At 44.2% G+C, this 26640-nt stretch carries 26 protein-coding genes; 12 read left to right on the forward strand and 14 right to left on the reverse strand.

The genetic code is table 11. The annotated features are described in order from the left end of the window. Window positions 1-7: 7 nt before the first annotated feature. The 3 genes from siaB to JHD45_RS15710 are packed head-to-tail and all read right to left on the reverse strand — an operon-like array spanning window position 8 to window position 5564. A complete protein-coding gene (siaB, locus tag JHD45_RS15700) occupies window positions 8-544 on the reverse strand; it encodes a biofilm regulation protein kinase SiaB (protein WP_199477460.1) in 537 nt (178 codons plus the stop codon). Window positions 545-548: 4 nt separating this feature from the next. Then, the gene (gene siaA / locus JHD45_RS15705) at window positions 549-2555 is read right to left on the reverse strand and encodes a biofilm regulation protein phosphatase SiaA (protein WP_199477461.1); all 2007 of its coding nucleotides are present in this window, start codon (window positions 2553-2555) and stop codon (window positions 549-551) included. A 57-nt stretch (window positions 2556-2612) separates the two neighbouring features. Further along, on the reverse strand, window positions 2613-5564 hold the full coding sequence (locus tag JHD45_RS15710) for an EAL domain-containing protein (RefSeq protein WP_199477462.1): 2952 nt from the start codon (window positions 5562-5564) through the stop codon (window positions 2613-2615). A gap of 302 nt (window positions 5565-5866) precedes the next feature. Between JHD45_RS15710 and JHD45_RS15715 the strand changes: the two genes are divergently transcribed. The 9 genes from JHD45_RS15715 (at window position 5867) to fecE (ending at window position 14302) form a co-directional block, all read left to right on the forward strand. Further along, complete coding sequence (locus JHD45_RS15715) at window positions 5867-6883, forward strand: TRAP transporter substrate-binding protein (protein WP_199477463.1); 1017 nt, start codon at window positions 5867-5869, stop codon at window positions 6881-6883. A gap of 77 nt (window positions 6884-6960) precedes the next feature. Continuing rightward, window positions 6961-7518, forward strand: a complete 558-nt coding sequence (locus tag JHD45_RS15720) for a TRAP transporter small permease subunit (protein ID WP_199477464.1) — start codon at window positions 6961-6963, stop codon at window positions 7516-7518. Beyond that, a complete protein-coding gene (locus JHD45_RS15725) occupies window positions 7511-8827 on the forward strand; it encodes a TRAP transporter large permease (RefSeq protein ID WP_199477465.1) in 1317 nt (438 codons plus the stop codon). Before JHD45_RS15720 ends, JHD45_RS15725 begins: the two co-directional genes overlap by 8 nt. Window positions 8828-8931: 104 nt before the next feature. Then, complete coding sequence (locus tag JHD45_RS15730; RefSeq protein WP_199477466.1) at window positions 8932-9420, forward strand: gluconokinase; 489 nt, start codon at window positions 8932-8934, stop codon at window positions 9418-9420. Between the two features lie 105 nt (window positions 9421-9525). Beyond that, on the forward strand, window positions 9526-10521 hold the full coding sequence (gene gntR / locus JHD45_RS15735) for a gluconate operon transcriptional repressor GntR (protein WP_199477467.1): 996 nt from the start codon (window positions 9526-9528) through the stop codon (window positions 10519-10521). 93 nt (window positions 10522-10614) lie between these two features. Next, complete coding sequence (locus JHD45_RS15740) at window positions 10615-11571, forward strand: Fe(3+) dicitrate ABC transporter substrate-binding protein (RefSeq protein WP_233407874.1); 957 nt, start codon at window positions 10615-10617, stop codon at window positions 11569-11571. Then, window positions 11568-12569: an iron chelate uptake ABC transporter family permease subunit gene (locus tag JHD45_RS15745; RefSeq protein ID WP_199477468.1), complete on the forward strand. Its 1002-nt coding sequence runs from the start codon at window positions 11568-11570 to the stop codon at window positions 12567-12569. Before JHD45_RS15740 ends, JHD45_RS15745 begins: the two co-directional genes overlap by 4 nt. After that, on the forward strand, window positions 12566-13525 hold the full coding sequence (gene fecD / locus JHD45_RS15750) for a Fe(3+) dicitrate ABC transporter permease subunit FecD (protein WP_199477469.1): 960 nt from the start codon (window positions 12566-12568) through the stop codon (window positions 13523-13525). Before JHD45_RS15745 ends, fecD begins: the two co-directional genes overlap by 4 nt. Window positions 13526-13528: 3 nt before the next feature. Then, window positions 13529-14302: a Fe(3+) dicitrate ABC transporter ATP-binding protein FecE gene (gene fecE, locus JHD45_RS15755; RefSeq protein WP_199477470.1), complete on the forward strand. Its 774-nt coding sequence runs from the start codon at window positions 13529-13531 to the stop codon at window positions 14300-14302. 92 nt (window positions 14303-14394) lie between these two features. Here the strand turns inward: fecE and nhaC are convergent, their stop codons facing one another. The 3 genes from nhaC to JHD45_RS15770 all read right to left on the reverse strand — a co-directional run bounded on the left by nhaC (window position 14395) and on the right by JHD45_RS15770 (window position 17259). Next, the gene (nhaC, locus tag JHD45_RS15760) at window positions 14395-15915 is read right to left on the reverse strand and encodes a Na+/H+ antiporter NhaC (RefSeq protein WP_199477471.1); all 1521 of its coding nucleotides are present in this window, start codon (window positions 15913-15915) and stop codon (window positions 14395-14397) included. Window positions 15916-16208: 293 nt separating this feature from the next. Further along, window positions 16209-16766 (reverse strand): cysteine hydrolase family protein, encoded by a 558-nt coding sequence (locus JHD45_RS15765; RefSeq protein ID WP_199477472.1) that lies wholly within the window; start codon window positions 16764-16766, stop codon window positions 16209-16211. After that, window positions 16759-17259: a hypothetical protein gene (locus JHD45_RS15770; protein WP_199477473.1), complete on the reverse strand. Its 501-nt coding sequence runs from the start codon at window positions 17257-17259 to the stop codon at window positions 16759-16761. The genes JHD45_RS15765 and JHD45_RS15770 overlap by 8 nt, the downstream gene beginning before the upstream one ends. A 362-nt stretch (window positions 17260-17621) precedes the next feature. Here JHD45_RS15770 and JHD45_RS15775 point away from each other — a divergent pair, with 362 nt between their 5' ends. Then, window positions 17622-18209, forward strand: a complete 588-nt coding sequence (locus JHD45_RS15775; RefSeq protein ID WP_199477474.1) for a BON domain-containing protein — start codon at window positions 17622-17624, stop codon at window positions 18207-18209. A gap of 99 nt (window positions 18210-18308) precedes the next feature. Here JHD45_RS15775 and JHD45_RS15780 read toward each other — a convergent pair whose 3' ends face one another. Beyond that, complete coding sequence (locus JHD45_RS15780) at window positions 18309-19214, reverse strand: LysR family transcriptional regulator (RefSeq protein ID WP_199477475.1); 906 nt, start codon at window positions 19212-19214, stop codon at window positions 18309-18311. Window positions 19215-19505: 291 nt separating this feature from the next. On the opposite strand from JHD45_RS15780, the gene JHD45_RS15785 reads away from it, so the two are divergent. Beyond that, window positions 19506-20195, forward strand: coding sequence for a type 1 glutamine amidotransferase domain-containing protein (locus JHD45_RS15785; RefSeq protein ID WP_199477498.1), 690 nt, complete (start codon window positions 19506-19508; stop codon window positions 20193-20195). A gap of 494 nt (window positions 20196-20689) precedes the next feature. On the opposite strand, the gene JHD45_RS15790 is transcribed toward JHD45_RS15785, so the two are convergent. Next, on the reverse strand, window positions 20690-20989 hold the full coding sequence (locus JHD45_RS15790) for a Dabb family protein (RefSeq protein ID WP_199477476.1): 300 nt from the start codon (window positions 20987-20989) through the stop codon (window positions 20690-20692). 51 nt (window positions 20990-21040) lie between these two features. Beyond that, the gene (locus JHD45_RS15795; RefSeq protein ID WP_199477477.1) at window positions 21041-21886 is read right to left on the reverse strand and encodes a thermonuclease family protein; all 846 of its coding nucleotides are present in this window, start codon (window positions 21884-21886) and stop codon (window positions 21041-21043) included. A 208-nt stretch (window positions 21887-22094) separates the two neighbouring features. Here JHD45_RS15795 and JHD45_RS15800 point away from each other — a divergent pair, with 208 nt between their 5' ends. Next, window positions 22095-22685, forward strand: a complete 591-nt coding sequence (locus tag JHD45_RS15800; RefSeq protein WP_199477478.1) for a LysE family translocator — start codon at window positions 22095-22097, stop codon at window positions 22683-22685. Window positions 22686-22705: 20 nt separating this feature from the next. Here the strand turns inward: JHD45_RS15800 and JHD45_RS15805 are convergent, their stop codons facing one another. From JHD45_RS15805 to JHD45_RS15825, 5 genes are all read right to left on the reverse strand, one after another. Beyond that, entirely contained in the window at window positions 22706-23539 is an 834-nt protein-coding gene (locus JHD45_RS15805) for an AraC family transcriptional regulator (protein ID WP_199477479.1), read from the reverse strand. Window positions 23540-23582: 43 nt separating this feature from the next. Then, window positions 23583-24377: an endo alpha-1,4 polygalactosaminidase gene (locus tag JHD45_RS15810; RefSeq protein ID WP_199477480.1), complete on the reverse strand. Its 795-nt coding sequence runs from the start codon at window positions 24375-24377 to the stop codon at window positions 23583-23585. A 145-nt stretch (window positions 24378-24522) separates the two neighbouring features. After that, complete coding sequence (dapF, locus tag JHD45_RS15815; protein WP_199477481.1) at window positions 24523-25371, reverse strand: diaminopimelate epimerase; 849 nt, start codon at window positions 25369-25371, stop codon at window positions 24523-24525. An 11-nt stretch (window positions 25372-25382) separates the two neighbouring features. Continuing rightward, complete coding sequence (locus JHD45_RS15820; protein WP_199477482.1) at window positions 25383-26066, reverse strand: GDSL-type esterase/lipase family protein; 684 nt, start codon at window positions 26064-26066, stop codon at window positions 25383-25385. Further along, entirely contained in the window at window positions 26063-26527 is a 465-nt protein-coding gene (locus JHD45_RS15825) for a GNAT family N-acetyltransferase (protein ID WP_199477483.1), read from the reverse strand. Before JHD45_RS15825 ends, JHD45_RS15820 begins: the two co-directional genes overlap by 4 nt. Window positions 26528-26640 lie beyond the last annotated feature (113 nt).

The following is a 26640-nucleotide window of genomic DNA, read 5'->3' on the forward strand; positions in this document are numbered from 1 at the left end:
TGTTCTCTCAAATCTCTATGCTTAAGCTAAAGTAAGCGGTATCGTCATCAATCATCTGCACATTCGCTTCCATTGGTTTTGACGATTTACGAGCCATGTCAATTAACCCTAATCCAGCACCAGTGACTGCATTTTCATCACGAGGTTTACGCAACTGAGCTTTATACAGGGCTTTTAACTCAGTTTTATCCAATGTCGATAATGCATCAATACGTTCCACTAACGCCTGACCATCTTCAACTTTGACTATATTACCGGCTGAAACTCGGTAGTAGCCTTCATCGTAACTCACAATCACCGTTGCTACTTCAGCACCAGACAATTGGGAAGACGCCGCATAATGACGAATATTTTGCGTGAGTTCTATATAGGCTGCAAACACATCCAACGCACAAGCTGGCGACATTTGCTCTGATTTCAAATAGTTTTTCAGTGCATTGCCTATTTCCTCAATCAGACTGCGAGAAATAGGGCCATTAAAACAAAGTAGAATCCTGTCTTTTTCAAAACGCTCCCTCAAATCATATAAATTTGGTGCAGGCATCTCATCAAACCTCATTATTTTGCGTTTTTGGATCAAACCGGAAAGACAGCAAAGTGATATCGTCTCGTTGAGGTTGATCTCCCATATAGTCATCTAGAGCAGATTCAAAAAAATCTGCTTGATCCCTTAGAGGTAAAGCAGCATTGTCTTTTATTAATCCTTCAAAACGTTGATTACCAAAACCAAAGTTTTTCTCGCCCCCCGCCTGATCTAAAAAACCATCGGTTGTCATATAATAGGTCCAGCCAGACATAGGTAATTCGGTATTGTTATACTCGCCTACTCGTCGATCTCCCAACGCTCTTCGTCCTGATTTTTGCTTGATGATGTCATCACCATTACTGCCGTAAAGCGTAATTTTAGCGCCAGAAAAACGAATAAAGTCCCCTTGGTTAGGCACATAAACCAATCCAACATCGGCATTTGTTGCCACTTTATTCGCACTCAACTCTTCATTCAACATAGAACGCAAGGTGGTATCGATTGAACTAAGCAAAGCCGCAGGATTTTGAATACCGACATGACCTATAGCATAGTCAATGGCAGCACGCATTAACATCGTCATCAATGCACCAGGGACACCATGCCCAGCACAATCGACGATACCTAATAAACAGCCCTCGTTTGTGTTGTGGAACACATAAAAATCCCCCCCTACCACATCTCTTGGCCGCCATATGACACTGTGCTGATCCCCCAAAAATTGTCGCATTTGCCGATCCGGTAAAATCGACTTTTGAATCAAGCTGGCATAATCAATAGACGCTCCCATTTTGCGGTGCGCATCCACCACTTTCTGGTGTGCCTCCTCCAGCTCAGCAGTACGCTTTTGAACTTGTTTCTCTAGCTCCTGAGTATGGTTTCTAACCTGTTGAGCCATAGTATTAAATGTCTTGCTCAAATCACCAATTTCATCGTTACTACGCGAAACCAAAGACACATCGTAGGAACCACCAGCAATACTTTTTGCCGATTGTTGTAAGTCTCTAATGGGGGTAATCACTAAACGCTCAATTACCAGTCCAAAAAAGCCCAAAAGTAAAATCAGCAACAACACGAGTACACCAAGCGTCGGCAAAACAAGATTAGAATTGAACAGACTAACTTTGTTTAAATCTATATTGGTCACCACATACCAATCTAATAATGGAAAATACACAAACGCCATTAATTGCTGGTGTCCACCTTGATCTACCTTAATAGTGACAACCTTTTCCTTATCATGGCGTGCTTTCTGTAAAGCCGCTTTTACTTTTTCTCTGGACTTGTCATTGTCCAACAAAGCATAAATAGAATGCTGCTTATCCTTACCATTCATCGAGTTGTAGGCAATCATCTTTTCGTTATGATGAATTTGGATACTGCCATTGGCATTGATAATAAAGGGTGTTACCCCAGGAATGGCGTTATCCGCAAACTGTTTAATAAAATGCTCTAACGACAACCCGGTTCCAGCAACTCCCAAAAACTGTCCATGATCAACAATATCAACATCAATCCAAACCTTTATGACCTTTAATACCGAGTCGTAATTCACATTGATAACAAATGGCACATGCTGTTGACGTGTTAAAAAATACCAACTATCGGCAGGTTTACTGGCTTCTAACACATATTTTGGCGTCGTCGACAATGGACTATTTGGATCCGCAAAAAAGTACTGCTTCGTTTTATCATTCACCAAGAACATATTATGGCTTTGAAACGCGTTAAGATAACTCTGCGTTTCCTCTAACCATAGCTCTTTCAAAGCAGGGTCATCTGGCTTTCTAAGCCATGCCTTAACAATGGGGGAATTCGCAAACCGTTGCGCTAACGCTAACTCTCGAGAAACTGGCGTCAACATTCTCTGATAGTTTAACTCAGTAAAACTATCCGCATAATTTTCAGCAGAATACTCTTGTCCTTTTTGGACAAAATACCAACCAATCATCGCAATCATTAATAAAGCAAACACACTCGTACTTGCCAACGCAAACAACGATTTACCACGCAAGCCCCACCGTGCCATAAGCGTACCCTTTGATATAAATGAAAAACAGTAAGATTATGTTTACATAACCACTAATTAGTAACTAAATGTCTCTATTGGCATGGGGCGAGCCAGTAAAAAACCCTGAAACAGATCACATCCGTGTTGTTTTAACCAATCAAATTGGGCCTGTGTTTCAACCCCCTCAGCAATCACTTCCATATGGAGATTATGACCTAAACCGATAATAGAGGCGGCAAGAGACGCTTGCTTATCACTTTCTTGTATCGCTCGAATAAAGGACTGGTCAATTTTCAGTTGATCGATCGGCAGTTGTTGAAGATACGATAACGAGGAATAGCCTGTCCCAAAATCGTCTAATGAAATTAGAACACCTAACTGCTTGAGAGACTGCATCTTTTGAATGATATCAAATTGATCATGTACCAACATACTCTCAGTGAGTTCGATTTGTAATTGTGCTGGGGGAATCCCCGTTTGATAAATTGCCTCTTTTACTTGTGACACAAACTCCTCTTGGGAAAACTGCAATGCACTGACGTTCACAGACATGATCAAATGTTTTAACGCTGGATCCTTTTGCCAGTCAGCCAATTGCTTCAACGCTGTTCGTAATACCCAATCCCCTAAAGGCAGAATTAACTTTGACTCTTCAGCAAATGGAATAAAATACATTGGAGAAATCATACCTTTTTCTGGATGCTGCCACCGAACTAAAGCTTCCACCCCTTTCATTTTTTGGTTCGCCGTCCACTGCGGCTGATAATATAAAACAAACTGTTCTTCGGCTAAGGCCCGCCTAAAATCACTGTCTAACGTCACACGTTCTAATACTTTTTCGTGCATTTGGGGAGCGTAAAAGCATACTTGATTACGGCCACGCCCTTTGGCCTCATACAACGCAAGTTCGGCCTGCTTGATGACCTCTTGACTATTCGTCGTCTCTTTACCAAATAGAGCAATGCCAATACTAACAGAGAGATGATAGGGGGCATCATCATCCAGTTCGAACGGCACACCTAACGCCTTCATGATCTTTTCTGCAACATGCTTCGCACGATAAGCAATTCTATCTTCTGAAACAGAGACATCCACATCTTCCAGCATGATCAGAAATTCATCGCCACCAAAACGAGAAACAATATCCCCTGAACGTGTCGAATCCATTAAGCGCGATGCTACTTGTTGCAATAACATATCCCCAATCAAATGCCCTCTAAGATCATTCACATCTTTAAAATGATCTATATCCACAAACAACAGAGCACTGCGCCGAAACGTTAAAATGCCGCTTTCTAGTATGTGATCCAAGTCCTTGGTGATTAAACGGCGATTCGCCAAACGCGTTAAGCTATCGTAGTAATTCAACTGATTAATGCGACGCTCATTGTCTTTTGTTTCAGAAATGTCTTTAAAGGTCGCCACGTAATGGGTTAATGCACCACGCTCATCTTTTACCACTGAAATACTCAGCCATTCTGGGAAAATTTCACCGTCTTTGCGCCGATTCCAAATTTCTCCTTCCCAACTTTCAAACTTTTCAATGTGTTCGTACATATCACGGAAAAATGCTTTAGAATGGCGACCAGAACTTATAATAGCAGGCGTTTTGCCAATGACTTCTTTCTCTGCATAACCCGTTATTTTCTCAAAGGCAGAATTCACTCGTACAATACAGTTTTTCGTATCAGTAATTAAAATACCGTCTTGTGTTTGAAAAGCCGTGGCCGCAATACGAAGTTCCGACTCGACGTTTTTTCTAAAGGTCACTTCACGGGTAACCACAACAAAAAAGCCGTCTTTCTCATCATCCGACTGGGAATAGGTTGCTGACACTTCATACCATCGACGCCCTAATTCAGTCTCTACATAGCACTCATGACCTCTAGTTGTTCCATGCTCTTTTGCACAATGTATCGCCTCTTCAAATACCGACCCCACGCTAACTGGAAAAAACGCTCTATAGTCGACTCCCAAAGGTGAACCAAGAAAACGATAGTCCTGATCGATACGCGGTGAATGATAGGCAATAATACAACCGTCTAACCCCACTTCATAAATCGAATCCTGCATGGCGTTCAACAATACCGTTAGACGCTTGTTGAGAGTTTTTAATGTGGCAGTCCTTTTATCCACCAAGCTTTCTAGATTATGGTGACTGAGACGAACTTTTAGACTCAAACAGACAAAGTAGGCCATCAAAAAGCTGACAGAGATGACAAACAATACACCAAACAAAAGCATCCATATAGAAACCCATGTGTTTTCAGGAGCGAGGTATAAACGCCAAGTCATCCCCTGAACAGGGATATCAAGGTGAATCGCATAGGGGCTAGAAGCGACTTCTTTGGAGGCAGCCACCGTCTGTGCTTTGCTATGTTGCGCTTGGTTGAGAACAGTCAGTTGATAGTCTAAATGTCGACTGACAAATTCATTTAAATCTAATCGCTGCATCAAATCAGCCATATCAATAACGGTATTACTCAATCCCCAAAAAGAAGAGTGTCCTTGCTGATCTTGCAAATAGACGGGGAAAGAGCCAATGATCTCTTGCTTATCCGAGAATACATGCAATGGCCCTCGAAAGGTAACGGATCGAGGGGCATCACCACTGATATAAAGCTTCTTTTCGTCGTCACCAATAAACTGACTCTTATTTAGAGCTTGCTCATGCCCCTTTAGTGGGTAGATATACTGAATCAAACCTTGTGGAGCAAGCGAAAACAATTCAACATCAGGATAGTAGGTCTTCAAGGAGTCAGCTAAATAAGAAAAACCGACGGGGTTCCCCTGAGACTTTTGCAACATGGCGGCGAAGGCATAATTAGCCGATACACTTTTATTCAGTGTGGTGACTAAAAGCGAGGCGTTACTTTGCGCTAGGGCCATCGCCATATTTTTTTCATCTTGTACCTCTATTTTATAAAACTGAAACGCCACATACCCTAAAATAAGCAGAGTCGTTATAAAAACAAAGATACAAACTTGTTTAGGTCTATTTAGTAACTTAAGAAAAAAATCTAACATCAATGATAGAACCACAACCTAAATAATAGAAAAACAAACTGTTTTTACACATCATAATAACAACATTGAGCGTTAACGATCCTACTATAGGTTATTTTTTTAATCGACCTTCCCATCGTAAATTTGCGTTTTACCAAGACCAACATCAAAAAATCACTAAAAATTTCAAAGCATTAGAAAAAGAATAAGAGAAGGGCCTAAGAAAGGCTTGACGGCACCAAAAAGTTACCGGTAACATAAACAAATAGTTACCGGTAACAAATCATCTAAATTCCTACAACAATAATCATAGGAAGCCAATAATGAATAAGCTCACGACCTCTCTTTTGACCGTTGCTCTAGCAGGTACACTCTGCACGTCAGCCATCGCCGCCGACTACAAATTCAAATTTCAGTCCTCTGACCCCGTCGGTGATAAAAACTTTCAAATCCAAAAAGAATGGACAAAACGTGTCGAAACCATGACCAATGGTCGAATAAAAATCGATCTTCTTCCCGTCGGCAGTGTGTTTAAACACACCGAAACACTAGATGGCATTAAAATGGGAATTCTGGATGGGGAAATCACCGCCGTTAGCTATTTCTCCGGGAAAGATCCGGCTTTTGGTCTGATAGGTAATACGGTGGGAGCTTGGTCTGACACATCTCAGCTATTGCAATACATCAACTACGGCGGTGGTTATCAGCTTATGAATGAGCTGTACAAACCCTACGGTGTAAAATTCATTGGCGGATCAACAACCGGAGTGGAATCCCTTGTTTCAAAGGTTCCTTTAGATGGCGTAGATGACTTAAAGGGGTTAAAAATTCGAGCGCCAGAGGGACTCGTCCAGCAGGTTTTTGCAGCTGCGGGCGCCGCCCCCGTCAATATTCCTGGTTCCGAAGTCTTTACAGGGTTGAGTAAAGGGGTCATTGACGCCGCCGACTACACCGTATTCTCCACCAATCAAAAAGCCGGCATGAATGATATTGCCCCCAACCCTGTTTACCCTGGTTTCCACTCTTTGCCATTGATCGACATTTCCATGAGCCTCAAAAAATGGAATAAGTTACCTCCAGATCTACAGGAAATCCTCACCGTTTCGGTGCGGGATTTTGCACAAGATATCACCACACAATTGGCCATCGCCGACCGTAAAGCCGTCGCTGAAGCCAAGGCCAACCCTAAGATCACCATCCATAATTGGTCACCTGAAGAGCGTAAAAAGTTCCGAGAGATTGCCCGTACACAATGGGCAAAATACGCCAAACAATCACCCAATGCGCAAAAAGTCTATGACTCGATTACTCAGTATTTAAAAGAGAACGACCTACTGTAATATCACAAACTCTTTAGCCATGTTCCGTAGAGGCAAAGTACGCACTTTGCCTCTACGGTTTTGACTGGACGACTACTATGAAAAAAACCATTCATCCTCCAGAACTAGACCCTTCGGAAGTCCCCAGAAATGCATTGGATCGTTGCATTTATAAACTGGGCAACCTGTTGAGTTTGTTGTTTATTTTTACGGTCGCCATTTCTTTTTATGAGGTGGTGATGCGTTATGTCTTTGACGCCCCGACTATTTGGGTTCATGAAACAGCTTCCTTTCTCGGTGGTTGCTTATTCATTTATGGTGGCATTTATGCCTTGGCCACCAATAAACATGTGCGCGTCGTGCTGATTTATGATGTGGTTTCGGATAGAACCAAACGCTGGCTCAACGTTTTTCATCATATTATGGGGCTCTGTTTCACTGGCATGTTGAGCTGGGCCGCTTATCAAATGACAAAAGACGCTTGGTTATCGCCCTTAGGTGAGGTTCATTTAGAAACCTCTGGATCAGCTTGGAACCCGGCCTTTCCGGCCCTTGTTAAAGCCATGATTCTGTTAACCATTGGCGTCATGTTTATCCAGTTTTTGTTGCATCTGATTCAAGAGCTTAATGGCCTAAGGAAGCGTGACCATGTTTGATTTATCCTCCTTGGGAATCGGTTACGGCAGTCTACTCATGCTAATGAGTATGATTGTTTTACTCCTAACTGGCATGCAGCTGGCGTTCGTCACTTGCTTGGTTGCTTTAGTTTTTGCGGTCGGCTGGTTTGGCGTCGCCGCACTGCCATTGATAGCAAGTCGTTTATACAGTTTTGTGGGCGGCTATGTGTTTCTCGCCGTCCCCATGTTTGTTCTGATGGCCGCGTTATTAGATCGTTCTGGCATTGCCAGAGACTTATTCGATGCGATGAAAGTCTTCGGACGAAAATTACGTGGGGGCGTCGCCGTCCAAACCTTATTGGTTGCCATTGTGTTGGCCTCTATGTCTGGGGTAATCGGTGGTGAAACGGTGCTACTGGGGATATTGGCTTTGCCGCAAATGTTGCGCCTCGGCTATAACCGCAAACTCGCCATTGGTACCACCTGTGCAGGCGGCGCGCTCGGCACCATGCTACCTCCGAGTATTGTCTTAATCATTTATGGACTCACGGCTAGCGTGTCCATTGGTGACCTATTTAAAGCCTCATTTGTTCCCGCTCTATTACTTGCCGCCTCATATATTGTCTATGTGTTGGTCATTAGCTGCTTGCATCCAGAATACGCCCCTTTACCAACAGAAGAAGAATTAGCGGCGGATGCCGATGTTAATTATTTTAAAGCCTTATTATTTCCACTGCTCACCGTCATCACGGTTCTAGGCAGTATATACACTGGCATTGCCTCAGTAACGGAATCCTCTGCCTTGGGAGTAGTCGGTATTATGATCAGTGCCGCCATTCGTGGAGAACTTAACTTTTCCATGCTCAAAGACAGCGCCAAAGCGACCATGAGCACCTGTGGCATGATCATTTGGATTGGTATCGGTGCCACCGCCCTAGTGGGCGTGTATAACCTCATGGGTGGTATCGACTTCGTCGAATCAACCATTCTGGCATTAAGCGGTGGCAGCGTGATGGGTACCGTACTGATTATGATGCTGATTTTACTCGTACTTGGTATGTTTTTAGACTGGGTCGGCGTCGCCCTCCTAACCATGCCCATCTTTGTACCGATCATCTCAGGTCTGGGTTTGGATCCCATCTGGTTTGGCGTGGTGTTCTGTTTGAATATGCAGGTATCTTTTTTGTCACCGCCTTTTGGCCCTGCCGCCTTTTATCTCAAATCGGTAGCCCCAAAAGACATCAGTTTAGGGGAGATTTTCTCTTCCTTACTGCCCTTTATCGCGTTACAAGTGCTGGTTTTGGCCTCCGTGATATTCTTCCCACAACTGGCACTTTGGTGGAAGTAGTACATCAATCATTATTAACATTTACACAGGAAGAAGCTGCGTGATGATGCATCCGCCATCACGCAGTCATACATTATAGACTTATTAGGTAAGAGGCTTCATTCATGGGAAAGAAGATTGTCGTTCTGGGTGTCTCAGGATCCGGTAAATCATTGATAGGTAAACGCCTAGCCGATGCATTAGGTTATCCCTTTTTTGATGGCGACGATTATCACAACTCGTCGAACATCGAGAAAATGAGCAAAGGTATTCCATTATCCGATCAAGACCGTTTTGGATGGTTATACACGTTAAATGCCTTATTAAAAAATCATGAATGCGCTGTCGTCGCTTGCTCTGGCCTTAAACCGGAATACCGAGACATGCTGAAAAAAGATCTTGATGATGTCACTATGCTGTACCTTAAGGGGGATTTCGATACCATTTGGCAACGTCATCAAAAACGCAACGGGCACTACTTTAAAGGCCAAGACATGCTAAAAAGTCAGTTTGCCACCCTCATTGAACCCACGCAAAGCGAAGCTTTTAGCCTTGATATTAGCCAAGATGCTGACGCTGTGTTCCAACAAGCACTAGCCTATATAAAGCAATAAATCAGCCCTCAACAGAATCGCAATCATCCATTTTTTTGCGGTTCTCGGGCTACTCAAGCTATGATAATGTTACTAGTAACAATACCACGAGATAGTTGCACCTAAATGAAAAAGAAACGTCCGACGCTTCAAGATGTTGCTGATCAGGTTGGCATCACTAAAATGACGGTCAGCCGTTATCTTAAAAACCCAGATTTAGTATCTTCTCCTCTACAAACACGCATTCGTGAAGCTTTAGATACCCTTGGTTACATTCCCAATCGCGCGCCGGATATTCTCTCTAATGCGAAAAGCCACTCGATTGGTGTGCTGTTCCCTTCCCTCACTAACCAAGTGTTCTCTGAAGTATTACGCGGTATCGAGTCGGTCTTCGAGCCCGCTGGCTACCAAACCATGCTGGCCCACTATGGTTACAGCCAGGAGGCCGAAGAAGCACGCATTATTACCCTATTGTCTTACAATGTGGATGGATTAATTATTTCAGAAAGTACTCATACCGAGCGGGTGCGAAAAATGCTCGATGTGGCAGGTATTCCAGTTATAGAAATTATGGATTCCGTATCCCCCCCAATAGAGCAAGCCATTGGTATCGACAATGAAGCCGCTGCCTATGCGATGACGCAGCTGATGATCAAAAAGGGTCGACAGAAGATTGTGTATTTCGCCGCGCGAATGGACATGCGCACATTGCTTAAGATTCGTGGTTATGAGCGCGCCATGGAAGACCATGGCTTAACGCCTCTATGCTTAAAAAACAATGAAGCATCTTCTTTTACCTTAGGCGGACAGTTTCTACACCAAGCCTTAGAACAACAACCGGATACTGATGGTATTTTTTGCACCAATGATGACTTAGCCATTGGTGCCCTTTATGCCTGCCAAAAGGCAGGTATTTCTATCCCGCAGCAAATAGGCATTGCAGGGTTTCATGGCCATAATATTTCGCGAGCCATGGTGCCTTTGCTAGCGACAGTTATCACCCCCAGAGAAGAAATAGGGCGGCTTGCTGCAGAGCAGCTTCTGAGTCGCTTAAAAGGCGAACCTGTTTCTCAGCGTGTTATTGAACTGCCATTCCAACTAGAGGTTGGGGAAAGTTTGTAAAGAATGGCTGGCAAATCAAGCGCCATAACAATAGATAAATAATACTGAGAAGTGTTATCATTAAAATCTTCATCAATAAAGAATCAAGATGTAATGAAACACTTCCTCATCATGGTGCTGACTTGTGCCTCAGCTCTTCTTTTTCCTGGGTTGAGTCAAGCCGCTTCAGATAATGGCCCTCATCCAAAAAACACTCTAGACAAACCTGTAACGGTGCAAGATAGCAAAGGGACTTTCACAATCGATTATCGACCTAAGCGCATAGTGGTCTTAGAGTTTTCCTTTGCCGATGCACTAGCATCTGTCGGAGTCAGCCCTATTGGCATCGCGGACGATAAAGATCCAAGCCGTGTATTACCAGCCGTCCGTAAGATCATCAAACCTTGGACATCGGTCGGTACACGTTCACAGCCGAGCTTAGAAACCATTGCAGCGTTAAAACCCGACCTCATTATTGCCGATATCTCTCGCCATGCAGGTGTCTATGCGGATCTGCAAAAAATCGCGCCAACCCTTATTTTGCCATCGCGCCGCGAAACCTATCAGGATAGTCTCAAGGCGGCCGCTATCATTGGCAAAGTGATTGGTAAAAACAAAAAAATGCAAGCGCGTCTAGCAAAGCATCAGAAAATTATGGCCGCCTATGCTAAGCAATTACCAAAAGGCGTGGTGGTTCAGTTTGGGGTTGCCCGAGACGACGCTCTCTTTTTACATACTGCCGACTCCTATGCTGGCGGTGTTATTCGAGCCCTTGGTTTAGCCAACGCGCATACAGGAAGAAACGATTCTGCTTATCGCCAAACCAGCTTGGAACAAATGCTTAGCATTAACCCTGATTATTTGATTATTGGCAACTACACCCATCCCAGTATTGTGGATAAATGGGAAAAAGAACCACTGTGGTCAGTATTAAAAGCCGCTCGTGAGCACCACATCTTTTACGTGAATCCCAATGTTTGGTCGCGCTGTCGAGGCATCATGGCGGCGGAGCGTATGGGACAAGACTTGGTTAATGTATTTCACGGCAATCAAATCGCCGCTAAACCATGATGCTATCACGACTACCCTTTGCCTGGCAGTGCATAGTGTTAGGGGCAAGCTTATTGATCATCGCTTGGATCAGTTTATTTAGCTGGTCTGCGGTACAGATTACGCCGATGGATGCCCTTCACGCCTTATTCAATATGGACAATACCAGTGTCCCCCAACATATCGTGCAAGATTTGCGCTTACCCCGCACCTTGATTGGTATCCTCGTCGGCGCCTCCCTAGCGGCAGCCGGTGTGGTAATGCAGGGCTTAACACAAAACCCGCTGGCCGCGCCCTCCGTGCTTGGTGTCAATGCCGGTGCCGCGCTTGGTATGGCGGCAGTCTCGACCATCGCCCCTTGGTTTGGTCTATTAGGCACCTCTGTTGCCGCCATTATTGGTGGCGGGATGACTTGGACCTTGGTTATGGTACTGGGAAGTGCATGGAAAAGCGGCAACGACTCCAGTCGCTTGGTACTAGCAGGTGTGGCGATTTCGGCACTTTGTGCGGCACTCACTAAAGCCTCCATCATTATGGCAGAAGATCAGGCCTCAGGTGTCTTGACCTGGTTAGCTGGCAGCTTAGCGAACGCCCGTTGGAATACATTCGATCACTTGTGGCCTATCTCTTTGTTCAGTTTGTTAGGCTGTATGGCGCTCTCGCCAACGTTAAATATCCTGCAACTGGGGGAAGAGAATGCTCGCAACTTAGGTGCGTCGCTCATTCTCACTAAGCTGGCTGGAAGCTTCTTAGTATTACTACTGGTTGCCAGCGCCATCAGTTCAGTGGGCTCTATTGGCTTTGTCGGCTTACTCGTCCCACACATGGCCAAAATGCTTTGTGGACAAGATCATCGGCGTTTTTTACCTCTTTCTATGTTATTGGGCGCCATGTTGGTCGTCCTCTCGGACATTATCAGCCGTTCAATTATCTTCCCTATGGAAACTCCAGCTGGGGCGGTTTTAGCGTTAATAGGTGCACCGTTTTTTATCTATCTGGTTAGGAAACGCACTTTATGAACCGGTTTATTCCTTTCTTTATTATTAGTGTGTTGTTGATCTCATTGGTCGTAGCGAATTTGCTATTCGGTGCCGTTTCGCTGTCATTACATGATGTTTTTCGCGGCTTTCAACCGGGCAGTGATAGCTACTTCACCATTCACGAATACCGTTTACCTCGTACACTACTGGCAATACTAGTGGGCGCCATGCTCGCTCTTGCTGGGGCTCTCGTTCAAGGGGTGATTCGTAACCCATTAGCATCACCGGATATTCTCGGCGTCAGCCACGGAGCAGGCCTTGCCGCTGTCGTGTATATGATCTATTTTCCACACTCAAGCATCTCTTGGCTTCCGGCGGTGGCCTTAGTTGGCGGTTTGTGCGCAGCACTGATTTTATGGTGGTTATGTGGTCATCGCAGCAGCACAATAAAACTGGCCATTACCGGGGTGGCTCTGGCAACCTTTTATGCCAGTACAGTCGATTTTTTAATGCTGATCAAGCCGCTAGAAATCAATAACGCGTTGCTTTGGTTAACAGGCAGCTTATGGGGCCGTAGTTGGCCGCAAATTACCATGCTACTCCCCTGGCTTGTGCTCATTCCATGTGCGCTGTACTTGGCGAAATCGTTGAATCTTATTCATCTTGGCGAAGACACTGCCATTAGCCTTGGCGCAAAAGTTAATTCACTTCGCCTGATTGCCTTAGCCATTGCTGTGGCACTGACTGCAGCAGCGGTGTCAATTTGTGGCCCCATTGGCTTCTTAGGCTTAGTCGCCCCCCATCTTGCGCGCAAATTATTTGGTGGGCGCCACCAAGCTCTGCTGCCAGCCACTATGTTAGTGGGTGCCGTCTTACTGCTGATGGCAGATTTAGTGGCCCGCACAATCGACCCACCGATTGAATTACCAGCGGGGATCATGACGGCTGTACTTGGCGCCCCTTATTTTCTTTGGTTACTTATCAGGACAAAATGATTTATGTCTCTTAGTACTCATAATGTCTGCGTTGGCTATCATGGTAAAACCATTGTCAATCAAGTTTCACTGACCATACCAGAAGGAAAGATGATCGCTTTACTTGGACCGAATGGTTGCGGTAAATCGACTCTTCTGAAAGCCATGGCACGCATTCTGACCCCCATAAAAGGGGAAGTGCATTGGTGTGGGAAAAACCTTCACCAAATGCCTTCCAAAGGCTTAGCAAAACAACTGGCCTTATTGCCACAAACACAACCCATTCCTGAGGGCATCAAGGTTAAGGATCTCATCGCTTATGGACGTAGCCCGTATACAGGCTTTTGGGGGAGGCTAACGAAAGACGACCACACCATTATTGATAAAGTGATGCAAGAAACGGGGGTCACCGCACTAGCCGAGCAGTTAGTGAGCGAGTTATCAGGTGGACAACGTCAACGTGTCTGGCTCGCCATGACGCTTGCCCAAGACACGCCCTACTTACTCCTTGATGAACCAACCACTTACATGGACTTAAACCACCAAGTTGAACTGATGCATTTACTTCGTCAACTTAACCTATCCGGAAAAACCATCGTGACGGTCCTGCACGATATCAACCAGGCAGCACGCTATTGCGACCATTTGATTGTCATGAAGCAAGGTCAAATCAATACACAGGGAACACCAGAGGCGGTATTAACAAAGGACATGCTACGGACTGTTTTTGATCTCAACGCACAAATACATCGCGACCCTATTGCCAACACCCCAATGTGCATCGTTGAAGATAAATAAGCAAAGCGACACCTCCGCCAAGATATGACACCAGAACGAAAAGGCCCCTGTCAATAAGACAGAGGCCTTGATCAGAATCACCTAAGCAAGCGTTAGGTTTGCTGTGATGCTAATGTTTCTTCAGCATTCTCACGAGCTTCTTCAGGTGTTAGTGAATCCTCACCCTGCTCTTTCCATTGAGCCAATTCTTCTTTACTGGCTTTGGGTGAAAAGAAACCAAGCTGAGCATAAAGAATCCCCAATACAGGCGACAACCAACACGCAAACGCTAATGGAATATACAGAAGGTTTTCAAAATTGCCATCCGAGATTCCCAGCCCCAACGCACTGATCACAAAAGCACCACCCGCATTCCAAGGAATAAGCGGCGATACCAAGGTTCCCCCTTCTTCAAGCGCCCGAGATAAGTTCAAAGTAGAGTACTTCATACCACGATAAACAGGAGAATACATACGGCCAGGCAAGGCAATGGATAAGTAAGGATCACCTGCGACTAAGTTAGTCGAAATAGAGGTACAAACGGCAGCGGTTTGAATGTCTTTGAATTTATGAATCTTAGTCAAAATCGCCAGTATAATGGTTTCTAAACAACCCGTTCTCTCCAATGCGCCACCAAATCCTAAAGCAATCAGTACAAGGGAGATAGTCCACATCATGGATTGAATCCCACCACGGTTCAGCAGAGTATTAATGGCCGTCACGTCGGTATTAATCGTGTAGCCACTGTTAGCAAAGGTCACCACTTCGTGAATGCCATTGCCTTGCGCAACCATGGCGGTTATCGCACCGGCCACGACACCGGCAAATAGCGAAGGAATAGGCGCAATACGTTTGACCGCTAGGACAATGACCAACAAGGCAGGGAGTAGTAACCAAGGAGAGATAACAAAATGCTTTTGTAGCTCCGTCGTAATGCTATTAATCTTAGCAAAAGACACGTCGCCATCATGCACCAGCATGAAACCAGCAGCTAAGTAAATAATTACCGCGGCCATCATGGCAGGCAAAGTCGTTGGCATCATGTTTTTTATATGGGAGAACACATTGGTCCCCGTGACTGCTGGGGCCAAGTTAGTGGTATCAGACAGCGGGGAGATTTTATCCCCGAAAAAGGCACCAGAAACAACAGCACCCGCCGTCCAGTACACAGGCACATCAAACCCTGCACCGATGCCCATTAGGGCAAGACCTACGGTCCCGACTGTCCCCCAAGAGGTCCCCAGCGACATAGATACAACAGAGCACAACAGCATGGCAGCAACCAGAAAAATCTGTGGAGACAGGATGGTTAAGCCATAGTAAATGAGAGTCGGTACCGTACCACTCGCGATCCAAACACCGATAATCATCCCGACACAAATCAGCACCGAAACGGAGGGCAGCGCAATATGGATAACGTGAAAGATCCCTTCTTCTATATCTTTCCATTTAAAACCGAGCTTTATACCAACGAGTGAGGTAAGCGCAAGACCAATAGCAAGAGGAATGTGCGGAGTGAAGTCGCCAAAATAAAAAATCTGCACCCCCAATACCATAAGTGTTAAGACGACTGGAGTCAGGGCAAGCAACAAACCCGGACGACTAATCCCAGTATCCTGATTTTTTTCAGTCATAAAAGCTTCCTTAATTGCACTTTTTTACATACATAAAACTAGTGTAGCGGAAATAAAAAGCTTTGACCACGAAGGGATATGGTTTGAAAAAACGGATTTATTGCCTATAAAAAGCATTTTTTGACATATTTTTGAGGATTTTTCTGAATGATAGCGATCAATATCAGAAAAAAGCCTTTTTCCTGATATTATTTTGAACTCAAATTATTTTTGAAAAGTACAATTTTATTAGCAACATCAAAAATGAACAACCTCGCCTATTTGGCAACTGGCCTATATACAACCTGAACAGGTCATGACTCCAGAAGCTCGAACGCATCCGTTTGAGAAATCACCGTTGCATACTCACCATGAAGATTGGCCAGTGACATAGCATGAACCTCGTCAGCACTACGCTCACGACCATCAAAGTCCAATGTAGAAAAGGCAAAACAAGCACTGCCGACAACATAGGTGGTAAAACCAATGTTCCCAGCGGTTCGAACGGTCGATTCAATCGAGTGATTCGTGCTGACCCCCACCACCACTAAGCGATCAATCTTCTGGGATTCAAGCCATGACTGCAAATCTGAATGAGTAAAAGCATCGGGCACGTACTTCTCAATAACTTTTTCCCCCAACAAGGGTATAAAGGCTTCTTGCACCATGACCCCTTCTTGCTCAGGCCAAAATAAAGAATCCTCTTCCCGCGATAAGTGATGAACATGCACAATGGGCGCATTGTTCACACGCCAATGGGATAACAGCTCAGCAATCTCTCGTTCCGCATCCGGGTTATTACGCTCACCCGCTTGCGGCCAAGCCATACCATTTTGCATATCAATAATGAGCAATGCCGTCTGACTAACCATTGCTTTCTCCTTGTTCTTTCACTGTTTTTTCGTTTACAGAAAAGGGCGCACTAGAATATAAGGATAAACGCTTAGACAATCTCCATATATACCAAGTCAAAGCCAAAATCACTATAAAAAGTAAGGCTATCAATGTCGATAGCAGGTGCATTCTGTCGACAATGGACGAGGTTATAGCAAAGTGATGTTTCAGTTCATCGATTTGCTGTTGCAGATCTTGTACATCATCCAAAGAGGCACTGGACACCTGTAAAATGGCCACACTACGCTCAAGTTCAAAGACCGTCTTCATCGGGTCTTTTGTTGGCTCCTCGCTCTTACTCACCTCCTTCTGATTTTTAGTGGCAGGCGCTTTCACGGCATCGGCCTTCTTCACAACGGCCGTCTTAACAGAGACATGATTCTTAGACTCGGCTTTTTCCACCTCTTGATCGGCCCATGCTATATGAACAAAACAGCCAACGAACAAGCACAGTGCGATTTTTTGCAACATGAAAGACCCTAGTGATAACAATCAAAAACGGAGTACCCACAACCATAGCAGCGAATCACACCTAAAAGTAAGCAAAAGTTTACGCACACAACCAGGGCAAACCATCAGAAGACGCCAACTTTTTGCAATAACTAAGTCGGGTCACATCCTTTTTACAATTCGTTTTGTAAAAAGGTAATAAGAGCTAATGAACAAAAAAAATAAAAAATATTTAATTTCAAACACTTATATTTTGGCACGATCATCGCTATGGCTTTTTATAGCAAGTTTTTCACAACAAACTTTTTACAGCAAATAATAGGTCATGAGGCAGAAAACAACTTCAGTCACGCTATGGCCATTTTTAAAATAAGGAGAGCACTATGAAGAATACAATCATGTCCATCCTTTTCGTATCAGCACTCACTGCCGGTGCCGCGCAGGCCCAGACAAATGATCACTGGACTGACCGCGCCAAAGACGCATGGATTGATGGTAAAGCGGAAGCCACTTTATTATTCAATAAACACGTTAACGCTTTTCACATCAAAACCAGCGTAAAAGATGGTGTCGTGACCTTAACGGGCACCACAGATAACAGTACCGATAAGGACCTTGCTGGCGAACTTGTCGAAGGTTTACAAGGCGTCAAAGAAGTTAAAAACAACATCACCATTGCAGATACTCCTGCAAACTCGCCCGAGGGGGCCGATAAGAACAACATGACAGATCAAGCCAAAAGTACCTTGATCGATACAAAAATTGCGACCGTATTAAAAACTCGCTATTTATGGAACCAAAATATCGAAGGAACCAAAATACACATTGACGTCGATAAAGGTATCGTCACTCTCACAGGGGATGTAAAAAGCGATGCAGAAAAACAGCTAGCCGTGCAGATAGCGCGTAACACAACGGATGTAAAACAGGTGAAAGATGAACTTAAAGTCGCCACTATAGCCGCCCAATAAGCAGTAGCGGTTAACTAGAAAAGGATTGTCTTATCTGCGCCCATCCATGATGGGCGCTTTGCCTTTCTCAACGTTTTGCTCCCCTACTACTTTTCCCCTTCACAAAGCACGTGTAATACGCTCGAATTCTACTTTTAAAAAGTCCACCAGCAAACGCAGCTTTTTAGCACTGGAAGACCCTGGTGGGAACACAGCGTATACATCAATATCAGTACAACGATAGTCTGGCAAAATACGTTTTAACAGTCCTTTTTGAATACGAGGCTTGGCATCGTATACAGGGATACGCCCGATACCATTTCCCCCTTCCAAAAACATCGTCCTCGCCGCTGCATTGTTAGTACTGACCTTACCCATTACCGACAAACTATAAGAACGTGATCCTTGGCTCAAATGGACGGAGTTCGCTGCCTGCTTATATACAACCCAATCATGATCATACAAATCCTGAGGTTGAACAGGTGTGCCTCGCTTACGAAAGTACTCAGGCGAGCCACATAAATAGGTTTCAAACGAGGCCAATATACTGGCTTGTAATCCAGAGTCGGCCAATGGCGCACCTCGAATGGCAAGATCCATTCCGTCTTTAATGATATTAACGACCTCATCACTTAATGACACATCCAGCTCGATTAAGGGATACAAACGACGGAACTCATTCAATGCAGGCACCACAACTTGCAGCCCTAAATTCACTGGACAGGCGATTTTTAACTTACCCACAGCCTCTTGTTTTGATCGCTCTATTTGCAGATTGGCTTCATTGGCTTGAAAAGCAATAGTACGACAACGCTGATAATAGGCCTCTCCCGTGTCAGTTAGTGACAAACTGCGAGTGGTGCGATTGAGTAATACAACCCCAAGCTGGTCTTCTAACTTCTTCAAATGATAGCTCACCACGCCACGAGAAATTCCCATCGCTTTGGCGGCTGAAGTTAAACTGCCTTGTTCCACTACTTGAGCAAACACCACCATACTTTTTAACTGCTCGAACGAAATGTCCACACATGCCCCTTATCTGCAACTGACTTATTAATTGTATCAATTATTAGATCAATGAAGTCAACTTTATCTCTGTATTCAAACCATTAAAGCCCCTCTATACTGACCACAACTTAACAATCAATCCGACGAGACCTTTGCACGATGTCACGAGCGACGCCAAGACACGGCAAAAAAAGACGAAAAAGCGGAGTTTATACCTATAAATGAGCATTTTGAGTCTGTTTTTAACAAAGTATTGGCAAGCGCAATAGTCGTGCAAAAGTCTCACGACACCAACAAGGAGTCATAATGATGAGTACGAATAAAATTTTAGTGGTTCTAACGTCTCACTCAGAAATGGGTAATACAGGTCACAAAACAGGATTTTGGGTAGAAGAGTTTGCGGCTCCTTACTACGCCTTTATTGATGCAGGGGCTGAAGTAACGGTTGCGACACCGAAAGGCGGCCAAGCGCCTATCGACCCAAACAGTGAAGCACCGGATGCCCAAACAGAAGCGACCAAGCGCTTTTATGAAGACAAAATGGCGCAAGATGTCATCGCCAACACGCATAAATTGAGCGATATGAAACAAGATGATTTTGATGCCATTTTCTACCCAGGTGGTCACGGCCCACTATGGGATTTAACTAACAACGAAGAGTCTATTGCACTCATTGAAAGCTTTATCCAAGCAAACAAACCAATTTCTTCTGTTTGCCACGCCCCAAGCGCGTTTTTAAACATTAAAGACAGCAAAGGTGACTACTTCATTAAAGGCAAAGTTGTCACAGGCTTTACCAATAGCGAAGAAGCAGCGGTACAGCTTACCGATGTGGTGCCCTTCTTGCTTGAAGACGAAATGAAAAAACGTGGTGCAGACTACCAAAATGCAGACAGCTGGACGCCTTTTGCTGTGCAAGATGGCTTGATGATTACAGGCCAAAACCCAGCGAGTTCAGAGCTTGTGGCAGAGAAATTACTGGCTCAACTAGCAAAATAGTGAATTGACTCGATCGCTCGAAAAAATAAACCAATAACGGATTGGTTTATTTATCCAACTAAAAAGCCCGTCCTCAAAGTCTGATTGAGTGACGGGCTTTTTGATGCTGGCATCTTCATACAAGCAAAGCACTTTTTCACCTTAGCGTTGAAACGCCTCACTCTTTGAAAGGCACAGGATTAAAGTTAAGTACTAACGAGTCCATCTCTTTGCCAATTTTACTATTAATCCCATTTATGACAAAAAATGGGCAGATTCTATTCAAACATTTGGATCAATTATTGATTCAAATGCCATTCTATAGCACGTCATATTGCCACCTCGTATACTAACCATATAGAAAAGACTGATAACGTTTTGACCTTCGGGAGAAAAAACATGGCCGTTATATTAATCGCAAGCGCCGCTTATTACTGGCTTTATGCCGCCTAATAGAAGGCTTTTGAAATAAAAAACCAGACATCCGTCTGGTTTTTTAGCGAATAGCGCGAGTATTACGACAATGCGTAGTCAAACACAATAATGTCTTCCATAATGGGCCCTAGCTGTGCCTTTAATGCCATATGCTCTGGGTGTGGCAGGTAGTTATCAAGGGAAGCTTGATCAACAAATGTCATCAATACACAATGTGAATAACCTTTATTGCGATCTTCTGAACTGGAGTTTTCACCCCACTCTACCGATTCAATACCCTTAACCTGATGCTGAATCGCTTCAAAATTCCCAAAACAAGTTGAGATGTCTTCTGCCGTAGCCTCTTCTTTAAACTTTATAAATAACACATGGCGAATCATAACGTCTTAGCTCCTAATCGATCATTTACTTAGTGATTATTAATATCAGGGCTAACTCAAGAAAACCAAGTTTTCTGGCGCTTGTGCTAGTTTAATGCGGCCTTTTTCATCAATTTCTATCAGGTTATCTAAATGGGTAAAATGCAAATCACTTAGCACCAGTACTTTTTCTTGTTTTTCCTTCAAGGATTCAACAAAGGCATGAGCATCAAAGGTATCATGGGCTTTCATATAAGTGACGAGTCGTCGAAACAACTTAGGCAATATCACGTATTCATCCGTCAGGTTACTTAGCGATTCTATTTTGATAAAACTGTTGGTTTTATCCTCACTCCATACGCCTTTTTTCGCCGCTCGTGCTTTTATCGCGGCTTTGGCAAAACGTGCTCTTAAATCGTAGAAAAGCCCATCATAAAACGTTGGATAAGCGAACCCTTTTGCTAACATTTTAAAGTTTACCGACGTTTTCACGATGTGGTTATCTAGAAAAATAGATTGCCCATCTTCGTATTCTGTTTCGCCAGCAAACACAAATGCTACAGGTCGACCATAGCGCTCGGCCATACGCGTCATAATATAACCTGGGACGCCATCGTCTGCAGATACCACTTTGCTTCGAGATTCATTCCACTGAGTGTTTTTAATTCCTAGTAACTTCAATAAATATTGCGTGGCAGAATCCGCCCACTCAGCAGGTTGGTGCTCACTTTTATAATGGGTTTCTAAGGTATCGATAGCTTCAATTCTCAGTTGAGCATGCTCCTTTTTGTTAAGACGCACTTTACTGCCTTCTAACAAATCCCACTGCGCTAAGTCATCCGCTTTGAAGCGAACTGAATCGCCATCCGGCGAATAACCCACTATATGAAAAGACCCTTTAATCACTCGAAATGACATTTCTATTCCCCCTGTACAGGAATCCAACAATTTATTATGGCTAGATTGCGCTTTTCTACAGCCGCTGTACACTGCCTTTTCAGAAAAATTAACATAAGCTTTATAACGGTAAATCCTTCCAAACCATCCCCAAGGTCAATTTTGTTCAATACTCAAGAGATAACAAAAGGGATAGTCGTCATCGACTTTTTCTCTTTTGGAATACGCTATGACCTTATCTCTAATCACCTCTATGTCATTGTTTGCCTTAGCGGCCTCTTTATCTCCTGGTCCAGTTAATCTTGTCTCACTAAGTGGCAGTGCCCGCTATGGCACGAAAACAGGATTACGATTTATTACTGGTGCGACACTGGGCTTTGTCGCTTTATTTTTAGTAATTGGTTTTAGCCTTCATTATTTGATCAGTCATCTGGCTTGGATTACTCAAGTATTACAATGGCTAGGCATCATGTTTTTGCTTTATCTAAGTTATCAATTATTCATAGATGATGGGCGATTAGACGCTGATAGTCATAAAAACGCGCCGACCTTTATGACGGGCGCTGTCATGCAATGGCTGAATCCAAAAGCCTGGTTGGCTTCCCTCTCAGGCATCGCCGCTTACATTCCCAGCGCAAAAGCATTCGAAGTTGTCACCTTTGCTGGCTTATATCTGCCTATTTGCTGGTTATCTTTAGGAGTGTGGGTTTGGATCGGCATCGTGCTTGGACAATACTTCCAAAGCCCCGAAAAAATGCGTTTGATGAACAAAACACTTGCCGTTCTATTGGCGGCTAGCTGCTTGTTACTCGTGGTCTAATCCTCTGAGATTGATAAGACTTAAGATGACATGGAACGGCGATATTGATCCGGTGTTGCAGCCACTCGCTGTTTAAAGACACGCTGAAAATGCGCTTGGTCACTAAATCCCACCGTCTGCGCCACGGAAGAAATCGCCTGACCTTGTTTAAGGGCTTGTTTTCCCAGTTGAACCCGCCGATTCAAACGATAGGCATGGGGTGTCATATTAAAATGACGCTTAAAAGCACGAACTAAGTAACTTGTACTATAGCCAAATTTCTCGCTAATAAGATCCAGCGACATTTCTTCTAGGCAGTGCTGATCTAAATAACTCGCCACAAGATACAGTCGATTCGGTGGTAACAAGGTTTCCTCTCCGCCATCGCGGGTATCCAGATAATGAAATAAGGCGACAAAGTAGTCAATGAGTAGGCCTTCTTTTTCCAGAACGGTCAACTGATGGGACATAAGAGCTTGGCATAAAGCAACAAAATCTTGATAAAAAGACTGTATCGTCAAAGTATCCAGATGAGTATTTTGCCAATCTAATTCAGATCTTAGACCATTTTGATAAAGCACATTCGCCAGCCAACTTGGCTCTATATGCATCATATAATAGGCCCAAGGGGAATCCTGACGGGGGTTACAAGCATGCACCACATTCGGATTCATAAACACCAAACTGCCCGCTTTTACTTGATGAAGCCTGCCATCACAACAGAACTCGCTTTGCCCATTGAGGACGGCACCGATCGACCACTCTTGATGGGTGTGAGGAGAATAACGTACCCTTTCCCCCTCCAGAACTTGGCGTAACTCAATATAAGGCAAAGCAGCATCTCGCCAGAAAATAGGGTGGGTAGACGGTGTCATATGCAGCTTACCTCCAACAAAAATGTCTCAGACTCTTTTCACTTTAGGGCTGACAACTTATGCGAAAAGAATCATCAAGCTTAACAGGCAAAATTAACGTACTAAATTGCATGGCCAAAGATTCCTTACACATGGCCGCTCTATCTTCAGCATTATTCACATAGCTAGTTCGGTATTCCACATTCAATACTGGTTTTCCTTGTTTAATAAAAGCAGTAAAAGAGCGGCATTCTGAAAAAGCAAAACATTGCTCGGTAACAGCAAAATCAAAATCGCTAACTAACGCCCGAACCTGATCAGGGTCATTTTTCAACCCTACAGCGAGCCCTCTTTCATGGGCTTGCTTTGCTAAAAAACGATTAAAGGCTAATTGGTCATATTGGCGAAATGAAAAGCCCGTATTCGTTCGATAGCTGTCCATATTATCCGGCTCCACCCCATCACAACCCTTTTTAACAGCAAGATCTAAACGTTTTAACATAATGCTTCGTACGTTTTCAGATCGAATATCTAACCAGCGCTCATCATTCCAACCTTTTAACGTTTTCCCCAAGTCCTGTTTGGCGAACTCAGCCGCATCGGGTCGCCAATCTTCATAAGAACCCGCCGAAAAGTAACAAATCACCTTTTTACCTGACGCGTGCAAGCGTTGAATCAGCGCAACGGGGGAATCAAATAAATCAATATCATATAGATCCACATTGTAGCCTTCGTTAACGACCCCATCTAACTGCCATTGCCATGTTGCAGACACAGGCGGTTTATACCAATTCTCAGCGGCATAAAGCGAGGGAACACTGCAAAGCAAGGTCGTTATTGAAATAAGTAATGCGCGCATGTTGGATTCCCTGTTTCCTGCAAGACGAAAAAGCCTACAATATGAGTGTCGTAAGCTTCACTCTACTCTCTTATGAGGCTTTATGCTTATAAACAAGGGAAATAGTTTTATGGAGACCTTTGCACAACATCACAAACAACCATTTTTAGTGGAATACTTGAGACAAACATTCATCATCAATCTGACCATGACATACTGACGTAACACTCCCGCTCATCGAGACAGTCATGTCCGCAGCAATATCTATGTCTATTTGCCCTCCTGGCATCATCACTTTAATCGACGAATCACATAACCCTAACTTGTATGCCACGGCGGCGGCCGCACAGCTACTACTACCAGAGGCCAGCGTATAGCCTGCCCCACGCTCCCAAATCTCAATCACAATATGATTGCGGTCAATCACTTGCATAAATTGCACATTCGTTCGATTCGGAAAATCAGGATGGTGTTCGATCAATGGACCAAACTCTTTCGCCATGGTCTCGGTGGGTGCTTCGCTCAAGATCACACAATGGGGATTACCAATCGTCACCGCACTGAACACATGGTTCAAGCCCATGACATTTAAATTTTCCAGTAATACTTCACGAGGCTCACCCCATACAGGGATGTCTCGGCTCATAAAAGACACCTTGCCCATTTCTACATTGACTCGACGCCCCTCCTCCAGCACTTGCGCTTTTACCACACCACCTTTGGTTTCAATGGTAAACGGCTTGTCTTTGACAAGACCTTGATCCCACAAGGAACGACAAAAAATCCGTAAGCCATTGCCGCTTTTTTCTGCTTCACTGGCATCAGGGTTAAAAATACGCAACCCAAAATTCGCGACCTTAGAAGGAAGTGGGCCAATCAATACACCATCTGAAGCCACTCCGTAATGCTTATGGCACATGTTCTTAATCATTAAAGCAGCGGGCTCATCTGGAAACGACTCTGGTGATACCACTAAATACACATTGCCAAGGGCGTGATACTTACGAAACTCCAAATAACCTCTCCTTAACCATCATCTCTTTTAACATCCGTCATCAGCTTATCAACATAAGGCTCGATTGCATCTGCCCAAACGGCATACTGACTGGCATTAGGGTGTAGAAAATCACTCATTATGTCACGACTCAAGCGCCCTTTGTCATCTAAAAAGTGTTGGTTAATATCAAGGTAGAAAACACGCTTATTATCCTGATAGCCCTGAATCAAGGCATTAACACTATCGTTAAGAAGACGCAGTTTTTGCGTGGGTTTGGCACTACGCGGAAAAATAGCCAACAGTAAAATATTCGTGTTTGGGAGCTTGTTAGCCAACACCTGAAGGATTGTTTTAATACCTAATGCTGTCTGTTCGGGCGCATCTTGACGATGGCCTGTGTTGTTTGTTCCCACCAGCAAGACCAAGAGTTTAGGCTGAATATTATCAACTTCTCCGTGTTCAAGACGCCACAAAACATTTTCTGTTTTATCGCCATTAAAGCCAAGATTCAATGCATTTCGTGGACGGTAAAATTTTTCCCAAACATCCGCCCCTTCCTCTTCCCATGCTTGAGTAATGGAGTCACCAAGAAACACCAAATCTACTTTACCCATTGCGGCTTTTTCTGCCAGCTTTTGTTCATGACGAGGCTGCCACCAATCGACTTCTTGTGGCGCTGGCATTAAAGCTAATAAATCACGCTCATTTATCATAGATCACGTCCTAAAAAATGTGTCCCTGGAATGGGGTTGTAACTCACAGGGTCGCATGGCTTAAAACCCAACTGAATATATAAGCGCCTAGCCGTGCCAAAGTCGGCCAATACATCAAGGCACATGCGCTGGTAGCCACTTTCCTTTGCGTATTGTATTAACTGAGTTACCAGGTTCTCACCCAATTGGTGGCCTCGCTCAGTGGGACGAATATAGACGCGTTTCATCTCGCAGACAGTCTCATCCACTCGACGAAAAGCACCACAGCCCACAACTTCATCTTGCTTTTTAATCAGCAAAACGACCCCATCAGGCAGCGCGTATTTGTCTGCCAAATGTTCAAACTCTTGTTCATTCTGCTGGTAATCCAAGTTGACTGGCGCCGCTGCAATGTATTCACGAAAAATAGACAGTACTTTTTCGTTATCCCTTGGTAAAACGGCTTGATGAATGGCGTACATGGTGTTTCCTTAGTAAATGGCCTCTAACATATCGTGCAAAGGTCTCATCTTATAAGAGATCATACTGATTTTACTATTCGTCTTTTGTAGAATGGCGTTTTCCATCAAGACAA

This window comes from Marinomonas spartinae, assembly GCF_016461715.1.
In the GTDB taxonomy this organism is placed as follows: Bacteria; Pseudomonadota; Gammaproteobacteria; order Pseudomonadales; family Marinomonadaceae; genus Marinomonas; species Marinomonas spartinae_A.